Raw genomic sequence first — 18,191 nt, forward strand, 5'->3', positions numbered from 1 at the left:
CTTGCAGACGCGCCGTCGCCACCGCACCGACCTATCCCGGCGCGGCCACCTTCCGGCTGGCCCGCTTCTGCGGGGGCAGCTCGGAGCTCTCCGCGGGCTCAGCTCGATCGGAAGCGGCCGACCGCCCGGCTTCCCGAGTCGACGACCCCGCATCACCGCGCATGTGCTGTCTCCAGCGCCGCGACACCGCATCGCTGAGGTGCTTCCAGCTTCGATCGCGGATGAAGATCGAATCGATCGCGATCATCGTGAGCGAGAACCACGGCAGGCCCATCAGCACCCCGATCGCGATGTGGAAGCTCAGGATCCCGAAGAGGGCGAACAAGCGCGTCGGCCGCGACAGCAGCATCAACAGGAATGCGACCTGCAGCAGAATCGATCCCCAGGTGCCGATCGCGACGGCCGGCCCCCACGCCGTCACGATGTCGCTCAGAATCGGCCACGTGCCGAACCGCATGGTCTGCAGCGGGTTGTAGACCGCGTACCCCTCGGCCCACGGCGCGCCCTGGGCCTTGTACAGCCCGCCTGACGCGTACACGAACGTGACCTGGGCGGTGAGCGCGACGAGTGAGAGATTGTGGAGCACCGTGCCGATCTGATTTCCCGAAGATCCAGCGGGGAACCACTCCTGCTTCGCGCGCCGTCGGGCGTCGAGCGACCACCGGGCCGCGGGATCCGCGAAGAACATGAGGATGAGCGCGATGCGGAACATGTTGTCGCCCTGATCGCCCACCATGTCGTTCATCTCGATGAAGCTGATCCACAGTACGAAGAACAGGGGCAGCACGATCCGGAATCGCCAGCCGAGCAGGAAGAGCACGGCGAGCGCCCCGAGGAAGAGGTACAGGAGCGTGAACGCGACGTCGCTGCCGGCGACGGCGTGGAACGCGCTGAAGATCCAGACCTTCGGGAAATCGCTGACCGGCTGCGCGAGTTCTCCGTTCCATGCCGATCCGGAGCCGAATGTGTAGAGGCGCGTGCCGAAGTTCGCGGCGAGCAGGCCGAGCGCGGTGCATCCGAAGACGATGCGCGTGACGGCGAGCCCGTAGAGCGACTTCTTGCCCGTGAACAACCAGTGCTCGACGAAGTCGAAGGCGCGACCGACGGTGAGTGCGACGGTCGACCAGACCGCAGCGATCAGGCTGCCGAGGAATGCGCCGAACCGGCCGGCGGGAGCGGGGCGCTGGTCGGTCATTCTGAGATCCTCTCGAACTGCGGCCGGAACACGTCGGCGAAGTTGCCCTCGTTCTGTCCCTCTTCCACGACCAGCGGTCGCCATCCGGGCAGCACGACCGAGGGTTCGGGGCGCTTCGCCTCGGGGTTGTGGCGTTCGGCGAACGGGATGATGTTCTGGCGACTCACGCGGTACTGCACCGACACGACCTCGTCGCCCCAGACGGCTTTCGCCACCTGCGTCGCGTAGGCGGTCGAGCGACGCTCGTCGGCCATGAACTGATCGACTGCTCCAGCATTCTTCTCGATCGCTGCAGGATCGAGCCCGGAGTTCTTCGCTCCGTTCTCGAGCGCAGCACGCAATCCGACCTCCCATTCCGCGGTCATGAAGTCGCCCGCGGCGGTGGTGCGCTGCACTTCAGTGAGCGCGTCGAACGACTTCTTGAAGCTCGACGCGACTTCCGTCGACTGAATGCCCGCCCGCGGCGGAGTGAGGTTGTAGCGGATCATCGAGAGCTCCACGTCTGTCGCGCTGACCCAGCCCGTCTCGGTGCGCTCTCCCGAGTCGTTCTCCACCGTGGCGCGTACGTTGAAGTGATAGTCGCCGTTCACCGGTTCGGGCGCGAAGACGCTCCAGGATTGACCGAACATGGGCAGCATGTACGAGCTCAGCGCATTCCCCGGGATCACCTCTCGAGCGTTCGCCGAGTACGGCGCGATCCATAAGAATGATGCGAGGATGTGACAGGCGGCGAGCAGCACTGCCGCCCAGGCCACGAGCCGGACCCACAGCTTCACTGCGGGTCGCGCGCTCGGTTGCGTCGATTCAGGGATCACACCTGCTCCTGTCTTGCCGGAAGGGAGTGCGGGCAGTCTTGGCGAACCTATCACTGAGAGAACCGCCGCGGCACCCGCGGGTCGCGCGTGTCAATGACGAAGGCGTGCGGCCGGGCTTCCCCGACCGCACGCCTTCATGAGTACCGCTTAGGTGTGCCGTGCCGCGTTGCGACGGCGAACCGTCACTGCGACACCGGCACCGGCCAGCACCAGCAGCAGCCCGGCGATGCCGAGACCGAACTGGCTCTCACCGCCCGTGTTGCTCAGGTACTTCGCACCGCCCGAGGCGTTGCTCGAACCCGAGGCGCTGGCGGAGGATGACCCGCTCGCGCTGGAGGACCCGCTCGCCGTGGACGTGCCACCGGCGTCCGCCGCTCCACCGGCGTCGGCCGCTCCGCCCGCGCTGCTATCGGCGTCGGCGGCTCCGGCCGCGAGCACCGTCAGCTCTGCAGCGTCACTCGTGACCGTCGTCGTGCCATCCGTGGCGACCGCCCGGAAGAGCGTGCCGTTCTCCACGAGCTCGGCGTCTTCCACGGTGAGGGTGCTGCCGTCCTGCGACACCACCTCGTCCGTCGGGGACCAGGCTCCCACCGCGAGCGGCTGGAGGCCCTCCGTCGCCGCGTCGGACGGCGTCACCGGGGTGTACTCCTCCCAGACGATCGAGGTCGCTGTGCCGGAGAGCACCTCGACGGTGAAGACCGCGTCCTCACCCTCCGTCACCGTGCGGTCGGCCGGGTCGGAGAGCGTCAGCTCAGCACCATCGGCATCGCCGTTCGCGTCGGCCGATGCCGCGGACGATGCATCCGCCGAGGACGTCGCCTCAGCAGCCGCCTCAGAAGCCGCATCAGCAGCCGACGACGCATCAGCGTTCGCCGCAGCCGAAGCCGCCGCCGACGCATCAGCATCCGAAGCGGAATCCGCCGTCGAATCGGCACTCGCCGTCGCCGCAGCCGAAGCCGCAGCGTTCGTCTCAGCCGACGCCTCCGACGACGCATCCGCCGTCGCCGCAACCTCAGCCGCCGCGTTCGCCGTCACATCAGCAGCCGCCGAAGCGTCGCTCGTGTTATCGGCGTTCGCCGCAGCCTGTGCCGCCGCCTGAGCCGATGCCGAGGCATCGTCGTCAGCCGCCGCATCAGCCGAAGCCGAAGCCGAAGCCGAAGCGTTCGCATTCACATCGGCATCCGCATCAGCGGTCGCGTCAGCCGATGCCGCAGACGATGCATCCGCCGAGGACGTCGCCTCAGCAGCCGCCTCAGAAGCCGCATCAGCAGCCGACGACGCATCAGCGTTCGCCGCAGCCGAAGCCGCCGCCGACGCATCAGCATCCGACGCGGAATCCGCCGTCGAATCGGCACTCGCCGTCGCCGCAGCCGAAGCCGCAGCGTTCGTCTCAGCCGACGCCTCCGACGACGCATCCGCCGTCGCCGCAACCTCAGCCGCCGCGTTCGCCGTCACATCAGCAGCCGCCGAAGCGTCGCTCGTGTTATCGGCGTTCGCCGCAGCCTGTGCCGCCGCCTGAGCCGATGCCGAGGCATCGTCGTCAGCCGCCGCATCAGCCGAAGCCGAAGCCGAAGCCGAAGCGTTCGCATTCACATCGGCATCCGCCGCCGCCTCGACGACCGTGGTCGCGGTCGCGGTCAGCTCGCTGGTCTCACCCGTTGCGGTGAAGGTCGCTTCGCCCGGCTCGAAGTCCGCCGGAACCTCCCAGGTCGTGGTGATCGAGCCGTCCTCGCCGGCCACGACGATCTCCTCGGTGCCATCGGGGAACACCACGGTCACATTCTCGCCGTCGGTGAATCCGCCGCCGGTGAGCGTGACCGTTCCGCCCTGCTCCACCGGGTTCGGAGTCGCTTCGAGCGTCGCCACCGGAGCCGCCTCGACCTCCGTCGTCGCGGTCGCCGTGGCTCCGCTCTCCTCACCCAGAGCGGTGAACGTCGCGGTGCCCGTCGCGAAATCGGACGGCACCTCCCACGTCGTGCTGATCGAACCGTCCAGCTCGGCCGGTACCACTCGCGTCGTGCCGTCGGGCAGGGTCACCGTGACGTCCTCGCCGGAGGCGAATCCGCCGCCCGTCAGCGTGACCGTGCCGCCCTGCAGCACAGGGTTCGGGCTGGCATCGAGCGTGGCCTCGACCGCCGCAACAACCTCGGTCGTCGCAGTAGCCGTTCGTTCGCTCAGCAGGCCGGTCGCGGTGAAGGTCGCGTCGCCCTCGGCGAAGTCGTCCGGCACGACCCAGGTCGTGGAGAACGCGCCGTCTTCATTCGCGGTCACCGTGGTCGTCGTTCCGTCGGGAAGTTCGATGAGCACGCCTTCCGAGCCTTCGAAGCCGCCTCCCGCGAGGGTCACGGTGCCTCCCTGCGCCACCGGGTTGGGTGACGCTTCGAGCAACGCCGCTGCTGCTGCCTCGACCTGAACGCTCGCCGCGGCGGTCAGTTCGCTCGTGACACCCGTGGCGGAGAAGTTCGCAGCGCCCACCGGGAAGTTCGCGGGAACTGCCCACGTGGTCGTGAAGGTTCCATCGTCTTCAGCGGTGACCGTCGTGATGACGCCGTCGGGAAGCGTGATCGAGACGTCTTCGCCGTCTTCGTAGCCGCCGCCGGTAAGGGTCACGGTGCCGCCCTGCTCGACCGGATCGGGGGCCGCATCGAGGGTCGCTGAGGAGGCCGCCACGACTTGAGTGGACGCCGTCGCGGTCAGCCCGCTCGTGCCGCCCGCAGCCGAGAAGTTCACGGTTCCGGGGGCGTAATCTTCGGGCACATCCCACGTCGCGGTGACCGATCCACCGGCACCAGCGACGACGACTTCAGTGGTCCCGTCGGGGAACGTCACAGTGACGTCCTCATCTTCGGTGAAGCCGGTGCCGGTCAGCGTGACGACGCCGCCCTGCACGACCGGATTCGGTGATGCGGCGAGCGTCGCGGCTGCCGCTTCCGCGAACGCGGAGGCGGAGCCGAGCTGCACGTTCACGGAACTGTCGCCGAGCAGCGGGAGCAGCGTGAGACTGAGGGCGCGCACGGTGAAGCCGTCCGCTCCCAGATCGCTCGTCTCCGGCTGCTGGTTGATCGTGATCGCCAGCACCTCCGTGAGCACCGGCTCGAGCGCATCGTCGAGCAGCTCGGTCACGATCGGGTTGAGGAGTTCGACGAGCGACGGCTGGATGTCTGCGACCGCGTCGGTGACCGGTTGAACAAGCGCGCTCGTGATCGAGGTCACGGCGCCGCTCAACGCATCGGTGATGGGTGTCAGTACCGTACCGACGGGGATACCGGCTACGTTGATTCCACTCACATCCAGGGCGAGAGGATCGTATCCTTGGGCACCGAGGACGCCGCCGAGCTCACCCCTGATAAAGATCGGCGCATCGACCAGCGGCACGAGGGGTGTCAGGCTCACCTCGGCCTGAATATCGACCGTGAGGCCCACCCCGTAAATACCTTCCGTGATCAGCGTGACTGCCTTGGTCACGAGGGAATTCGGCCCATCTCCCAGAAGAGCATCGGTTACCCCGTCAAGGATCGCTGTGACGGTCGCACCGCTGAGCGCGTTCGTATTGGGCGCGAGAGTGCTCAGGCTCTCGCCCGGCTGACCTCTCACGGCGAGCTCGTCGAGATTCACCGTGATCGTGCCGTCGCTCAGGTCGACGGTGACGCTGCCGTCAGAGTTCTCGAGGGGTGTCTGGAGGAGCTGAGTACGCAGTTCTGTCGTGAGCGCCAAGGTGTCGAGGTCGAGGTCATTCAGTGACGCGCTCACCAGAGGAAGTGCGTCGATGGTGTCGACGAGGCCTCCGACAAGGTTCGAGACCGTCCCGCCCTCGGCGAGCAGAGCTTCGACGTCAACGAGCAGGCCCCCGGCGAGTGCGTCGACATCGTCGACGAGTCCGCCGACGGCCGGGCTCGAGAGCTCGAGATCGAGGCCGGAGAGTGAGTACTCCGATGTCGCCGCGCCGTTCTCAGCTTCGACTCGGGATGCGAGTGCGCCGACGCTCAGGATGGCCTCGTTGAGCAGTTCGTCGGCGACGGCATCGCCGAGCACCTGGCGCACGAGCGCGCTCGCGTCGAGTTGGGCCGGAGCAAAACTATCGGGGTCGTTCACCGGCCCGAGATCGATCGCGCCCTCTTCGGTGATGATGCCCGAGGATGCGATGGAGGAGGTCGCCGAGGGCGAGGTCGAGAAGCTCGAGAGCGCCCCGAGATCACCCAGTGAGAGGAGGCCGCCGTTGGTGCCATCGCTCAGCAGCGGGAGATTGATGCCATTCGCGTTCACCGTCGCCGACTGGAGGAGATCGAGATCCAGACCGTTCGTGGCCGGTCCCGGCACGTCGGGGAACTCCGTCGAGGTCGAGGCGGTGCTCGCGACGTCCAGCCCGAGCCCGTCGATCCACAGACCGTGCCCGTGGCCGGTTGATTCTGCCTCTGCGCTCGGCGCCTGCACGTCTGCCGCCGCGGCGGTCATACCGAAGGCCGAAGCCGAGGCGAGCGCAGTCACCGCCGCCAATCCCACTGCTAGGGGACGAGTGGCTCTGCCGAACCTTCTCCTCCGCTGATCTTCTCTGTACCCCACGGGAGGCCCCCTCTTCCGTTCTGACGTATGTTCCGCGTCACTGCGAGATCCGGGAGCGGACAGAGTCCAGCCCCCTCCGCCGAGGCTATTTATGTGTATTCCCTGAAGCTACGACTTCGCGTAGCGCTGTAACGAGATGTGGACGTCCCTGAGAGTGTCTTCGCTTGATACTGAGATGCAGTTGATCACTACTGAGACGCATGCCCGGTTCGCATGATGTCAGCCCCTCACCACAGGACTATTCATCGGCTATGGTGTTCCCAGAAGATGTTTGTGCTGAGCGGATACTCAGCGCCCACGGGGGTGGTTCGTCTTTCAGGGGGACGGTGTGATGCGCCACGTGCAACGAGGCAAGGTGCGAAGCGTCATGGTCGCGCACCTCGTCGACGAGCTCAGCGCCCCGGGCACCATCGTGCTGGCCGGCGGGCACGGGAGCGGACGTTCGCACATCATGCGCGCCGTTGCGAGCGCGCTGCAGGCCGCAGGACGACCGGTACTCAGGTGCAGCGCACGCGAGCCGCAAGCACGCGAGAGCATCGAGCACGAGGCCCCGGGTCACGTCGTGCTCGTCGATGATGCAGAGCACGCCGCGCCAGAGCTCATCCTTTCGCTCATCGACCGGATCCGAAACGGCGCCCCCGTGCTCTGCGCGGTGGCCGCCGACCTCTCGACTGACGACGAGCACCGTGCGGCTGAATGGGCGAAGCTGCTGACCCCCGAGCACGATGACGCGCCCGTCACCCGCTACGTGCACCTGAACCCGCTCACGCTGCCTGAAACGCTGCAGATCGCGGTCGAGGTGGCGACGACTCCGCTCGACTCCAGCGTGCTCGCCGCGCTGCACAGCATGTCCTGGGGTCGCCCTGCGTGGCTCATCGAGGTGATCCGACTCGCTGCGCAGGGCGCGGTGATCGCCACACCCTGGCCTCGGCTGGCACCGACCCAGATCAGCGAATCGGGTATCCCGACGCTCGAGTTCGCCCACGCACTGGCCCAGAGATCACTCACCGACGCGGAAATCGCTGCAGCGACCACGCTCGCGCAGCTCGAGCCGCGCACCCTCTTCGGTCATGAAGACCTCGTCGGCAGCGCTGCCGTCGCATCCCTCGTGGCGCACGGCGTTCTGATTCAGACCCCGACCGACCCGACCACGTACGGCGTCCCCGAGCTTTTCGCGGCGGGCATGCGAGTGCGCACGAAAGCCGACATCGTGGCCTCCGCCGAGCAGCGCGCGGCTCGCACCCTGTTGCTGCAGGAGTCCCTCGGTGTCCCGCTCTCCGATCGCGAAGCGCATTTCTGCACGACGATCACCGACGGAGGCGAGATCCATCAGCAGCTCGACCCGGCGCGAGCAGACCTGTTCCGCCGAGTCGCGCTCGACGCCCTGAGCTTCGGCGCAGGAACCGAGTGCCGGGACCTGCTCGTGCGCGGCGCGGGCTTCGGCGCCACGCTCGACCCGCTCGACCGCGCGAGAGCCGCCACGGTCATGCACGGCGCTCTGGCCGGCCTGCGAAGCCTCAATGCGGTTCCCGAACACGCTTCCGGCACGGCATCGCAGCGCATCGCCGCCATCGCCCTCACGAGCCAGATCTCGGCGGAATCGCCCATTCCGCAGCAGGCGCGCACCGAGACGCTCCCCGGCGCCGACACCGGAGCGTCAGAACGCGACGCGCGATTCGTCTTCGCTCGATGGAACGAGACCGGCCCCGTCGGATCCGACACCGAAGCGCTGCACCGCATCGCGACGACGCATCCGGCGCGAGAAGTGGCACTCCTCGCCGGTCAGCTCATCGACCTGGAGAACATCAAGCGCGGCAGGCGCCCGAGCGATCCTGCAACATGCACTGAGCGCATCGCCCGAGTCACCGACATCGCCGTATCGAGCCCGCCAGAGCTGCGCGATCTGCTCTCCGCCGCGATCGTCACCGAGGCGATGCTCGCGCTCTACCTCGGCGACACCGACGGGAGCGACGTCGCACTCTACTCGTTGACGGAATCGCTGCCGGCGTCGACGCGGCACCAGGTCTGGCTCGGCCACCTCGGCGCTGTCGGGCAGGCGATCGCGTCGGGCGATATGGCTCGAGCGCTGCGCGAATGGGAACTCTTCGAGGCTCGACTCCCGCGATTCCTCCCGGTGCGCCTCACAGCACTGATCCGCGATACCGGGAGCGCCATCCTCCGCACGGCGACCGGTCACGTCGATCTCGACGGGAACGGCGAGGACATCGTGGATGACTTCCCCACGCAGGTGCTCGCCTATTTCAGCGGGCGCCTGGATCGCATCGGCTCCCGCGTTCGCCGCTACGACCATCTGCACGAATCGCCGCTCGACGCATCACGTGCCCTCGACATCGCGAAACTGGCCCGTGCCCACGTCCAGGCGGCGAACGAGCAGCATCCCGTGGCACTGCTGCAGTGCGCGGATGCGCTGACGGAAGCCGGCTTCTGGGCCCCGGCCGCCTTCGCGCTTCGCGCCGCCAAGCGCATCTTCATGCGTCGGCGGGCGACCGGAAGCGTCAACCGATGCGACACGAAGCTCGCGGAACTCGAGGCGGCGGCCCGACGCGTCGATCCCTGGTTCCGAGTCGACCTGCTCCCGGCGAGAGAGCACGTGCGACTCACACCTCGCGAGTCGGCGACGGCACGCCTCGTCGCAGAGGGTCTCAGCAACAAGGCGATCGCGTCACGGCTGCGGTGCAGCGTGCGGACCGTGGAGTCGCACATCGCCCACGCCCGGGCGAAGCTCAGTGCCGGGGACCGGGGCGAACTCGCCGCACTCGTGCGCCAGGCGCAGGTGCCCGGCGAGGAGCGAGAACGGCCGGACCTGCGGAGGCAGCGCCTCGATTCGCGTCTCATCGATTCCATGCGCTAATCTCGTTAGCGGTGACGTGTCCGAGCGGCCGAAGGTGCAACTCTCGAAAAGTTGTGTAGGGTAACCCCCTACCGTGGGTTCAAATCCCACCGTCACCGCCAGTAAGACCCCCTCCTGCGTGAGGGGGTCTTTTCGTTGGGACCGATTCCGCGTCAGGACGGCGTCCGCACTGACCGGAGCTGACGTCACTCGCCCTTCGGAATCGGCGGGCCGAGCCAGAGCAGAGTGATGAACAGCACCGCGACGAGCACGACCAGCACGACGATCGAGAGCATCACATGGCGCAGAATCCAAGCCTGCACATGCTCAGGAAAACTCCGCGGATTCTCGCCGCCGGGCGCGAGCCGCCACGTGCCGTTCAGCAAGCCCTTCCGATCGATCATCATTTCGAACGGTACGGTCGCGAACGGCACGATCGCGAGCAGCAGTCCCGTCGCGCCCACGGCGAAACGCCATCGTTGATTCACCCACACGAAGACCGTCGTCACGCCGTAGCACAGGAACACGAAACCGTGGAGGCCGCCCGCAACGGAGACGATATCGGCGGTGTCCGTTGCACGCAGAATGAGTGCCGCGATCAGCCCCGCCCACGTGAAGGCCTCAGCGATCGCGAATGCCCGGAAGAGCCCTCGAGGACTGGCGCGCAGTGCGTGCGTGTGACTACTCATGTGGCTGGGCCTCCATCATTCCGCCCACGCAGATGCGGGGCTTTCCATGCGCTGCATCGAGCATACGGGAGCCCGATCGGTGCACTTCCCAGCCGGGCTGGGCCTGCAGCGGCTATGTTGGTGAGCACCAAGGGGAGTACTCCCGCGTGGTGGGTTCGTCAATACGGATGATCAGTGTCATCCCGGACCGCCAGCTGCTTGCAGTGGAGGAGACCTTGACGATGTCCCACGTCACCCCTTGGAGCGCTCTCATGCGATCTGCCGCCTTCGGCAACGCCGCACACCACGCCGCGCGCCCATCTTCGCCGCACCCCCGCCGGCCATGGCCGGCCCTCGGTGCGCGCCTCGACGCGTCGGCGTGATCCGGTGACCCCGTCGCATGCTGCGGCGAGCGCGAAGCCTGCCTCCCCCGCTCCTCCCCTCCATTCGATCTGCACGGCAAAGGACCACTCATGAGCAATATGAAGAAGATGTTCAACCTGGCGAAGAAGGCGATCGACTCGCGCGGCGCGGGCGAACGCGGTGCGCAGGAGGGCGGTTCGTCCAGCGGTGCGACCGATTGGCGCGCGATGGTGCACCGGGCTGCAGACGCGGTGACGGGAGAACCGCGCCATCAGCAGAGCCGACCCTCGGCTCCTGGGGCAGACGTTCGACCGGATCCGCACCGGCCCCGCACTGCACCGCCTGCGGTGAGCCCGCAAGACCGCGCGGCAATCGCTCGGTACAACTATCTGCTGGAGACGGCTGAGCCCGGGCAGCTCGAGCAGGTGCACGCGGAGGCCTTCGCCAAGCTCACTCCGTCGCAGCGAGCACTGCTGCAGGAGGACCTCAACCGCAGCCTCGCGCCAGGCGAGCGCCCCGTCTCGACGGCGCCCGCCGATCTCGCTCGTGCCGCGACGAGGAGCGAAGCACGCAACCCGGGATCACTGCGCCGCTTGCTCTCGGGTGCGTCGGGCGCCGCACGCGGCGGCGGTGGTCGCGGGGCGCTCGCGGCCGGCGCCGGTGCTGTCGGCCTGCTCGGACTCGTGGCGAGCGGCGCGATCGCGACGTCGATCGGCGGTTCGCTCCTCGCTGAAGCCGCCGGTGCTGGCATCGACTTCGACGCCCTGGCCGGAGGGCTCGACCCCGAGGCGATGATGGGTGACTTCGCGGCGGGCGATGCGCCTTCGGGACTCGGCGACGCGGTGCCCGGGGTGGAGGATGCCGTAGCCGGCGCGGGCGATACGGCAGGATCCGCACTCGACGCTGCGCAGGGCGGGCTCGGATCACTGGGCGAGGCGATCTCGGGTTTTGACGTGCGCGGGTTCTTCGACCGTTGAACCTGGGACCGGCAAGCAACCGGGGTTGACACGAGTTGCGCAAGCAACGTAAGTTGACACCATGGAATCCTCGCAGATCGCGGCGCGCGCCGCCGACCTCAGCGATCCGCGCGCAGGACTGCGCGCGGTCACCTCGCTCCGCGCCCTCGCCGACACGCTCGAACTCCGGCAGGTGGAGGCAGGGCTGCTCGCCGGCATGAGCTGGCAGCAGATCGCCGACGCGCTCGGAGTGACCCGCCAGGCCGTGCACAAGAAATACGCCAAGCGCATCGATCCCGCGATCGTCATCCCCCGGAGGCACGCATGAGCAAGTTCACTCGGTCAGCCGACACCTCTCACCGTCTTTCGCTCGCCGCGATGGAGGAGGCCTCCCGCGTCGGATTGCGCACCGCCGACATCGAGCATCTGCTCCTCGCGCTCACCATCGACCGAGATCGGGCGGGCCGGGTCCTGCGCCGTCACGGCCTCACCCTCGAAGCCGCTCGTGCCGGCGTCGCCGCGCAGCACTCCGCGCAGCTCGCCGGCCTCGGCGTGAGCGTCGGTGAGCCAGACTCCGGCCGCATCGTCTTCCACGAGACCGACGGATACACGTGGAGCGACCGCGCGGGGCGCATCTTCACGGCTGCGAATGCCCGCGGCAATGCTGGGGACGCGGTCGCGGTGCTCACCGAGCTGCTCGCGGAACCCAGCGGCCTCATCGAGGCGGTGGTCCAGGAGGTCGGTGCGAGCCGGGCGGCGATCGAGCACGACCTCGTTTCCTCCGGCAGCGCGGCATCGATCGACGAGCACGCCGAGAGCCCTCCGCGCTCATCGAGCCCCCTGGCCGGCACCACCGAGGGCTTCATCCCCGCCCCGACCGCCGAGGTGTGGTCGCTGCTCGCCGATCCTGCCCGCATACCCGAGTGGGAGCCGTCGATCGCAAGCGTCGCCGCGAGCCCCGAGGGCACGACGGATCAGCTGGGCGGAAGCTGGCGCGCTCGCGCGACCACCACCCGCCCCGATGGGACGGAGCTCAAGGTCGCCCCCGCGTTCCGACGAGTGCACCTCGGGCTGCTCGCGCGCGAACCCGAGCGGCGCGTCGTCTGGAACCTGGCGTTCCCCGACGCTCCGCGCGCGAACTCCAGAACCATCGACATCACCCTCGAACCGGAGGCTGACGGAACACGAATCAGGATCGCGTTCTCGTGGGATCGCGCGGGCGATCGGCCGCGACGACACCGCGTGCTCGGGTTCGTGCTGCGCCCGGCATACCGCGTCATCATCTGGGTGCAGCTGTCGCAGCTCGTCAGCGGCATCAGCCGCGTCTTCCGCTGAGCCACCGGACCACCCCTCGTCGACGTATCCTGCCCACATGACCGATACGCGCCTGAGCGCACCGCAGCGACTCGTCACGACGATCGCGATTCTCGCCTCGTTCGTGACCTCGCTCGACATGTCGGTCACGAATGTGGCGCTCCCCCGCATCTCCGAAGAGCTCGGGGGAGGTCTCAGCACGCAGCAGTGGGTGGTCGACGCGTACCTCGTGACGCTGAGCGCGCTGATGCTCCTCGCCGGATCGATCGCCGACGCGTACGGTCGCGTCTTCATCATGCGTATCGGGCTCATCGGCTTCGGTATCGCTTCGCTCGCCGTCGGGCTGGCCGTCTCCCCCGAGATGATGATCATCGCGCGCGCCCTGCAGGGAGCGGCCGGCGCATTCCTGCTCCCGAGCTCGCTCGCGCTCATCACCTCCCGCATCTCCGGCGCCGCGCAGGGGCAGGCGATCGGCGCCTGGACCGCGGTCACGACGGGCGCGATGATCGTGGGGCCTCTCCTCGGCGGCGTATTCACGGACTACCTCTCCTGGCGCCTCGTATTCCTCATCAACGTCGTTCCCATCGGCCTGACCCTCTGGATGCTGAAGAAGCTGCCCGATACCGACGACCGTCAGCGCGGGGTGCGCATCGACTGGCTCGGCGGCGCGGCGGCCGCCATCGGACTCGGGCTCGCCGTCTGGGCCCTCATCGAAGAGCCCGCGCATGGCTGGGAGAGCCCCGTGATCTGGGTTCCGCTTTCGGCCGGCACAGCACTCCTTCTCGCCTTCCTGTGGTGGCAGACGCGGGTGAGCTCACCGATCCTGCCGCTGTCGCTCTTCCGCGTGCGCAACTTCTGGACCGGCAATCTCGCCACGCTCTTCATCTACGCGGCGCTCTCGCTCAACGGCTTCGTCATCGGCGTGTATCTGCAGAACCCGAACGGGCCGGCGCTCACCGCCACCCTCGCCGGGCTGGCGAGCCTGCCCATCACCATCCTCATGGTGCTCCTGAGCTCCAAGATCGGAGCCCTCGCCGGCAAGTACGGCCCGCGCCTCTTCATGACCGTCGGCCCCTTGCTGCTCGGCGCCGGCGCCCTGCTGCTCCTGCTCGTCGGGGATCCCTTCTCCTACTGGTGGCAGGTGCTGCCCTCGATGGTCGTCATGGGCTTGGGGCTCTCCATCATGGTCGCACCGCTCACGGCCGCGATCCTCGGCGCTATCGGCCCCGAGCGCAGCGGCATCGCATCCGCCGTCAACAATGCGATCTCCCGGGTCGCCGGCCTCATCGTCATCGCGCTCCTCGCGACGATCGTCGGCGGGCAACTCGACCTGCGTGGCTTCCACTCGGCGGCGATCGTCACGGGCGCGCTGTTCTTCGCGGGAGCGATCGTCTCATTCCTCGGAATCCGCAACCCGCCGCGGGAGGGCAACGCGGAGAGCGAGGCAGCGCAGCACTCGTGACCGCCGATTCCGTGTAGACCCAGGTACTGGTCGCCGGAGCGATGTGCAGACTCCAGGGCGATGCGCCTGCGCCCGGCTCTCCGTAGCGTCGGATGCAAGCGAAAGGTGCATCATGATTCGAGTTCAGACGCTCACGAAACGGTACGGCGACAAGACAGCCGTCGACGGGATCGATTTCACGGTGCGACCGGGAAAGGTCACCGGCTTTCTCGGCCCGAACGGCGCGGGAAAGTCGACGACGATGCGCATGATCGTGGGGCTGGATCAGCCGAGCGCCGGGATCGCCGAGGTCAACGGCCGCGCCTATCGCGACCTGCCAGCGCCCCTGCGAGAGGTGGGCGTGCTGCTCGATGCGCGCGCCGCGCACAGGCGTCGCACGGCGTACAAGCATCTGCTCTCGATCGCGGCGACGCACGGCATCGGTCGGGCCCGCGTCGGAGAGGTCATGGAGCTCACGGGCATCGATGCGGTCGCAACCCGACGGGTGGGCGGATTCTCACTGGGCATGGGCCAGCGTCTCGGTATCGCCGCGGCGCTGCTCGGGGATCCTCAGACGGTCATCCTGGATGAGCCGACGAACGGGCTCGACCCCGAGGGGATCCTCTGGATTCGAGCCTTGCTGAGGCAGCTCGCTGCAGCGGGGAAGACCGTGCTGCTGTCGTCGCATCTCATGAGCGAGATGGCGCAGACGGCGGATCACCTCATCGTGATCGGCCGCGGCGCGATCCTTGCCGACGGCTCGATGCGCGACGTCATCACCGGCGCGACCCCGTCATCCGTGCGAGTGCGCACGCACGAGGTCGAACGTCTCATGGCGGCACTGACAGCGCCCGGCGTCACCGTGTCGATTCGCGCCGACGGTGCGATTGATGTCGAGCACCTGTCGGCGGAACAGGTCGCCAGCACTGCTGCTGCGGCGGGCATCGTGCTGCACGAAGTGACCTCCGTCGAGGGGTCCCTCGAAGATGCGTACCTGGCGCTCACCGCAGCGGCGACCGAGTACCGAGCGACCACAAGCCCTTCAGGAGCGAACTCATGACATTGACCGCGCCCACGCACCGGTCGGATGCGCGCACCCGCCGCCCCGCATTCGCCTGCGTCCTCCGTTCGGAATGGATCAAACTCCTCAGCATTCCCGCCTCACTGATCACCCTCGGGGGCATCTTCTTCATCGGGATGACCGGCAGTCTCTTCCTCGCCGCCACGCTCGAATCCTCGGGAGTGCCGTCGGTCCCTTCACTCGAACGGACGATGGGCGACGTCACCATGCCCATGGTGATCAGCGGGCAGATCATCGCCGGTATCCTCGGTGTCATGATGATCGGTGCCGAGTACTCCTCCGGCACGATTCAGCTCACCCTCGTCGCGGTTCCCGATCGCCTGCGCGTGCTCTGGGCGAAGGCACTCGTCGCAGGCTCCGCGGTCACCGGAGTCGCATTCATCACCGCGCTCAGCACGTGGGCCGCCACGTATCCGTTCTACGCCGAGCACGGGCTCGCCGCTCCCCTCACGGGCCCCGGGGTGGCGTCGGCGCTGGTCGGTTCGGCCGCGTACCTCGGCTTCTGCAGCCTGTTCGGGCTCGGCGTCGGAGCTCTCGTGCGGTCCACCACCGCTGGCTCCATCATCGTGTTCGCGGCCACGCTGCTCATCCCGGTGCTGAGCTCGGTGCTCCCATACGGCCTGCTCTCTCGCCTCATCCGCATCACGCTGCTCGGCAATGCCGGTGACGCGATGAGCCGGGTGAGCGATGGCTCCGGTCCATTCCTCGACCTGTGGTCGGGTCACATCAGCACAGCAGCAGGGTGGGTGATCGCCGCCGTCTCCGCCGGGCTCGCCCTGACTGCGGGGGCGATCGCATTGCGCAGACGGGACGCATGAGCGCGCAGCGAAACCGGCCCCCACGCGTCTTCACCCGCGGCGACGTGCTCGCCCTGGTGGTCTACCTGAGCATCTCCGCCGTACTCGGCTACCTCTCGCTCGAGTCCGAGCTGAGAACGCCGGCGGGGCCGCTGGTGCTGCTGGGCGCGGCCGGCACCGCGACGCTCTGCCTCTGGCGCCGCCGACCGATCGTCGCATTCGCTGTCGTCCTGTGTCTCCTGCTCCTCACCTGTGCCGCGGGATCCGGAGCTGAGGTCGCGCTCGCGTTGGTCGCGCTGTACCGCGCGGGGGCGGAGTTCGGCAGCCGTCGTGGTTGGGCCGCGCTGGGTGTCGGAGCGCTCGTCGCCTGCGCAGGTGCGTTGATCACCGCATTCCGCGTGCGCCTCGGCCCGCCGGTGCACGGACTCGCGCTTCGGGTCGACTGGGAGAGCTGGCCGACGGACTGGCTCAGCGTCTCGATCGTCCTCATCGCCGCAATGCTCATCGCTTCGCTGCTCGGCATCAATGCCGGGCATCGGAATCGGCAGGTTCGCGCGATCATGGAACGGGCGGAGCAGGACGTCAGTATCGCAGCGGCCTGCGAACGGGAGCGCATCGCCCGGGAGATGCACGATGTCATCGCGCACAGTCTGGCGGTGATGATCGCGCTCGCCGACGGAGCCGAAGCCACTGCGGCCGCGCGTCCCGACGAATCGAGGCGTGTGATGGGCCGGGTCGCGGAGACCGGCCGACGCACCCTGTCCGAGGTGAAACGCCTCCTCACCGCCGTTCGCGACGACTCAGGTGCAGCGCGGCCGATGCCGGAGCCGCCCACCATGCGCCACCTTCCGGCACTCATCGAAGAGTTTCGCGCCGCCGGCCTTCCCCTGCGACTCGATCAGGCGGGGGCGCCCGAAGCGGACTCGGCTGTCGGGCTGACCGTCTACCGGATCGTGCAGGAATCGCTCACGAACGTGCTGCGCCACGCGCGAGACGTGCGCGACGTGCGCGTTCGCCTCGAGTTCACCGAGCACGAGGCGCGCATCGTGGTGACCGACCGCTCTGCAGAAGCTCCGGCCGCTGTGGGACACGGTCGAGGCCTCGTCGGCATTCAGGAGCGCGCGATGTTCTATGACGGTGAGGTACGGTCCGGCGCGCTCGCCGGCGGCGGCTGGCAGGTCTCTGTTCGTCTCTCGCTGGAGGAGCAATGAGCGAAGCGCACTCGGGCACGAACGCGGGGGCAGACTCCGACGTCATCCGTCTCCTGATCGCCGACGACCAGGATCTCGTCCGATACGGGCTCCGACTCGTCTTGGACGCGCACCCCGGCATCGAGGTCGTCGGCGAGGCCGCAGATGGCGTCGAGGCCGTTCGGGCGGCCGGGCGGCTCGCCCCCGACGTCGTGCTGATGGATGTGCGCATGCCGGGGACCGACGGCATCGAGGCGACCCGCGAGATCACGGCCAGGCATCCCGGCGTGCGCGTGCTCATGCTCACGACCTACGACGTGGACGAGTACGCTTTCGGCGCGCTGCAGGCCGGAGCCGCAGGGTTTCTCTTGAAGAACACGCGCCCGGACGAGTTGATCGCCGCGGTGCGCGCGGTCGTCACCGGGGACGCGGTCGTTTCGCCGCGCGTCACGGCGAAGCTCATCGAGATCGCGGTGCCCCACCTGGCGAGAGACGAGGCGCCGCCCCGCGCCCACGAGCTCGACGCGCTCTCGGACCGGGAACGGGACGTCTTCGCACTCGTCGGTCGAGGTTTGACCAACCGAGAGATCGCGGCGGCCCTCCACGTCACCGAATCGACGGTGAAAGCTCACTTCGGGCGCATTCTGATGAAGCTCGGAGTGCCGAATCGCGTTCTCGCGGTGATCCGGGCGTACGAACTCGGCGTGGTTCGCGTCGAGCCGTAGCTCGGTGTCGCTGATGCAACCGATGCCGCCGTGAACACGAAGCCCCGGGCCCTCGCCTTTGCAAGGACCCGGGGCTTCTCATCTGGCGGTGACGGTGGGATTTGAACCCACGGTAGGGGGTTACCCTACACAACTTTTCGAGAGTTGCACCTTCGGCCGCTCGGACACGTCACCGCGGAAAATCCTACGGGATGCGAACGGCTCGCGCGAATCGGGCCGTGGTGCGGCCTCATCC

At 68.1% G+C, this 18,191-nt stretch carries 13 protein-coding genes and 2 tRNA genes; 10 read left to right on the top strand and 5 right to left on the bottom strand.

What is annotated here, in order from left to right; all coding sequences use genetic code 11:
* Nucleotides 1-31: 31 nt before the first annotated feature.
* The 3 genes from WFH23_RS04240 to WFH23_RS04250 all read right to left on the bottom strand — a co-directional run bounded on the left by WFH23_RS04240 (nucleotide 32) and on the right by WFH23_RS04250 (nucleotide 6,495).
* Nucleotides 32-1,195: an HTTM domain-containing protein gene (locus tag WFH23_RS04240; RefSeq protein WP_336661680.1), complete on the bottom strand. Its 1,164-nt coding sequence runs from the start codon at nucleotides 1,193-1,195 to the stop codon at nucleotides 32-34.
* Nucleotides 1,192-2,010 carry a DUF5819 family protein gene (locus tag WFH23_RS04245; protein ID WP_336661681.1) on the bottom strand — a complete coding sequence of 273 codons (819 nt, stop codon included), beginning with the start codon at nucleotides 2,008-2,010 and terminating at the stop codon, nucleotides 1,192-1,194. Before WFH23_RS04245 ends, WFH23_RS04240 begins: the two co-directional genes overlap by 4 nt.
* A gap of 147 nt (nucleotides 2,011-2,157) precedes the next feature.
* On the bottom strand, nucleotides 2,158-6,495 hold the full coding sequence (locus WFH23_RS04250) for a choice-of-anchor G family protein (RefSeq protein WP_336661682.1): 4,338 nt from the start codon (nucleotides 6,493-6,495) through the stop codon (nucleotides 2,158-2,160).
* Between the two features lie 442 nt (nucleotides 6,496-6,937).
* On the opposite strand from WFH23_RS04250, the gene WFH23_RS04255 reads away from it, so the two are divergent.
* Nucleotides 6,938-9,442: a helix-turn-helix transcriptional regulator gene (locus WFH23_RS04255; RefSeq protein ID WP_336661683.1), complete on the top strand. Its 2,505-nt coding sequence runs from the start codon at nucleotides 6,938-6,940 to the stop codon at nucleotides 9,440-9,442.
* 10 nt (nucleotides 9,443-9,452) lie between these two features.
* A tRNA-Ser gene (locus WFH23_RS04260) sits at nucleotides 9,453-9,543 on the top strand.
* 84 nt (nucleotides 9,544-9,627) lie between these two features.
* Here WFH23_RS04260 and WFH23_RS04265 read toward each other — a convergent pair.
* Entirely contained in the window at nucleotides 9,628-10,110 is a 483-nt protein-coding gene (locus tag WFH23_RS04265; protein WP_336661684.1) for a DUF3817 domain-containing protein, read from the bottom strand.
* 452 nt (nucleotides 10,111-10,562) lie between these two features.
* Between WFH23_RS04265 and WFH23_RS04270 the strand changes: the two genes are divergently transcribed.
* The 8 genes from WFH23_RS04270 to WFH23_RS04305 all read left to right on the top strand — a co-directional run bounded on the left by WFH23_RS04270 (nucleotide 10,563) and on the right by WFH23_RS04305 (nucleotide 17,956).
* On the top strand, nucleotides 10,563-11,429 hold the full coding sequence (locus tag WFH23_RS04270; RefSeq protein ID WP_336661685.1) for a cation-transporting ATPase: 867 nt from the start codon (nucleotides 10,563-10,565) through the stop codon (nucleotides 11,427-11,429).
* A gap of 61 nt (nucleotides 11,430-11,490) precedes the next feature.
* Nucleotides 11,491-11,736, top strand: a complete 246-nt coding sequence (locus WFH23_RS04275; protein WP_090151554.1) for a hypothetical protein — start codon at nucleotides 11,491-11,493, stop codon at nucleotides 11,734-11,736.
* A complete protein-coding gene (locus WFH23_RS04280) occupies nucleotides 11,733-12,743 on the top strand; it encodes an SRPBCC family protein (protein WP_336661686.1) in 1,011 nt (336 codons plus the stop codon). Before WFH23_RS04275 ends, WFH23_RS04280 begins: the two co-directional genes overlap by 4 nt.
* 37 nt (nucleotides 12,744-12,780) lie before the next feature.
* Nucleotides 12,781-14,184 (top strand): MFS transporter, encoded by a 1,404-nt coding sequence (locus WFH23_RS04285; RefSeq protein WP_336661687.1) that lies wholly within the window; start codon nucleotides 12,781-12,783, stop codon nucleotides 14,182-14,184.
* Nucleotides 14,185-14,296: 112 nt separating this feature from the next.
* The gene (locus WFH23_RS04290) at nucleotides 14,297-15,223 is read left to right on the top strand and encodes an ABC transporter ATP-binding protein (protein ID WP_211649011.1); all 927 of its coding nucleotides are present in this window, start codon (nucleotides 14,297-14,299) and stop codon (nucleotides 15,221-15,223) included.
* Nucleotides 15,220-16,062, top strand: a complete 843-nt coding sequence (locus WFH23_RS04295; protein ID WP_336661688.1) for a hypothetical protein — start codon at nucleotides 15,220-15,222, stop codon at nucleotides 16,060-16,062. The genes WFH23_RS04290 and WFH23_RS04295 overlap by 4 nt, the downstream gene beginning before the upstream one ends.
* Nucleotides 16,059-17,252: a sensor histidine kinase gene (locus WFH23_RS04300; protein ID WP_336661689.1), complete on the top strand. Its 1,194-nt coding sequence runs from the start codon at nucleotides 16,059-16,061 to the stop codon at nucleotides 17,250-17,252. The genes WFH23_RS04295 and WFH23_RS04300 overlap by 4 nt, the downstream gene beginning before the upstream one ends.
* On the top strand, nucleotides 17,249-17,956 hold the full coding sequence (locus tag WFH23_RS04305; RefSeq protein ID WP_336661690.1) for a response regulator transcription factor: 708 nt from the start codon (nucleotides 17,249-17,251) through the stop codon (nucleotides 17,954-17,956). Before WFH23_RS04300 ends, WFH23_RS04305 begins: the two co-directional genes overlap by 4 nt.
* A gap of 83 nt (nucleotides 17,957-18,039) precedes the next feature.
* Here the strand turns inward: WFH23_RS04305 and WFH23_RS04310 are convergent.
* Nucleotides 18,040-18,130 (bottom strand) — tRNA-Ser (locus WFH23_RS04310).
* Nucleotides 18,131-18,191 lie beyond the last annotated feature (61 nt).

The organism is Leucobacter sp. USHLN154, assembly GCF_037145595.1.
Lineage (GTDB): Bacteria > Actinomycetota > Actinomycetes > Actinomycetales > Microbacteriaceae > Leucobacter > Leucobacter alluvii.

Excerpts from the sequence above, each read along its gene's own strand:
- WFH23_RS04290 (WP_211649011.1), top strand. The coding sequence starts at position 14,297 with ATGATTCGAGTTCAGACGCTCACGAAACGGTACGGCGACAAGACAGCC.
- WFH23_RS04270 (WP_336661685.1), top strand. The coding sequence starts at position 10,563 with ATGAGCAATATGAAGAAGATGTTCAACCTGGCGAAGAAGGCGATCGAC.
- WFH23_RS04295 (WP_336661688.1), top strand. The coding sequence starts at position 15,220 with ATGACATTGACCGCGCCCACGCACCGGTCGGATGCGCGCACCCGCCGC.
- WFH23_RS04240 (WP_336661680.1), bottom strand. The coding sequence starts at position 1,195 with ATGACCGACCAGCGCCCCGCTCCCGCCGGCCGGTTCGGCGCATTCCTC.
- WFH23_RS04280 (WP_336661686.1), top strand. The coding sequence starts at position 11,733 with ATGAGCAAGTTCACTCGGTCAGCCGACACCTCTCACCGTCTTTCGCTC.
- WFH23_RS04300 (WP_336661689.1), top strand. The coding sequence starts at position 16,059 with ATGAGCGCGCAGCGAAACCGGCCCCCACGCGTCTTCACCCGCGGCGAC.
- WFH23_RS04265 (WP_336661684.1), bottom strand. The coding sequence starts at position 10,110 with ATGAGTAGTCACACGCACGCACTGCGCGCCAGTCCTCGAGGGCTCTTC.
- WFH23_RS04285 (WP_336661687.1), top strand. The coding sequence starts at position 12,781 with ATGACCGATACGCGCCTGAGCGCACCGCAGCGACTCGTCACGACGATC.
- WFH23_RS04275 (WP_090151554.1), top strand. The coding sequence starts at position 11,491 with ATGGAATCCTCGCAGATCGCGGCGCGCGCCGCCGACCTCAGCGATCCG.
- WFH23_RS04305 (WP_336661690.1), top strand. The coding sequence starts at position 17,249 with ATGAGCGAAGCGCACTCGGGCACGAACGCGGGGGCAGACTCCGACGTC.
- WFH23_RS04255 (WP_336661683.1), top strand. The coding sequence starts at position 6,938 with ATGGTCGCGCACCTCGTCGACGAGCTCAGCGCCCCGGGCACCATCGTG.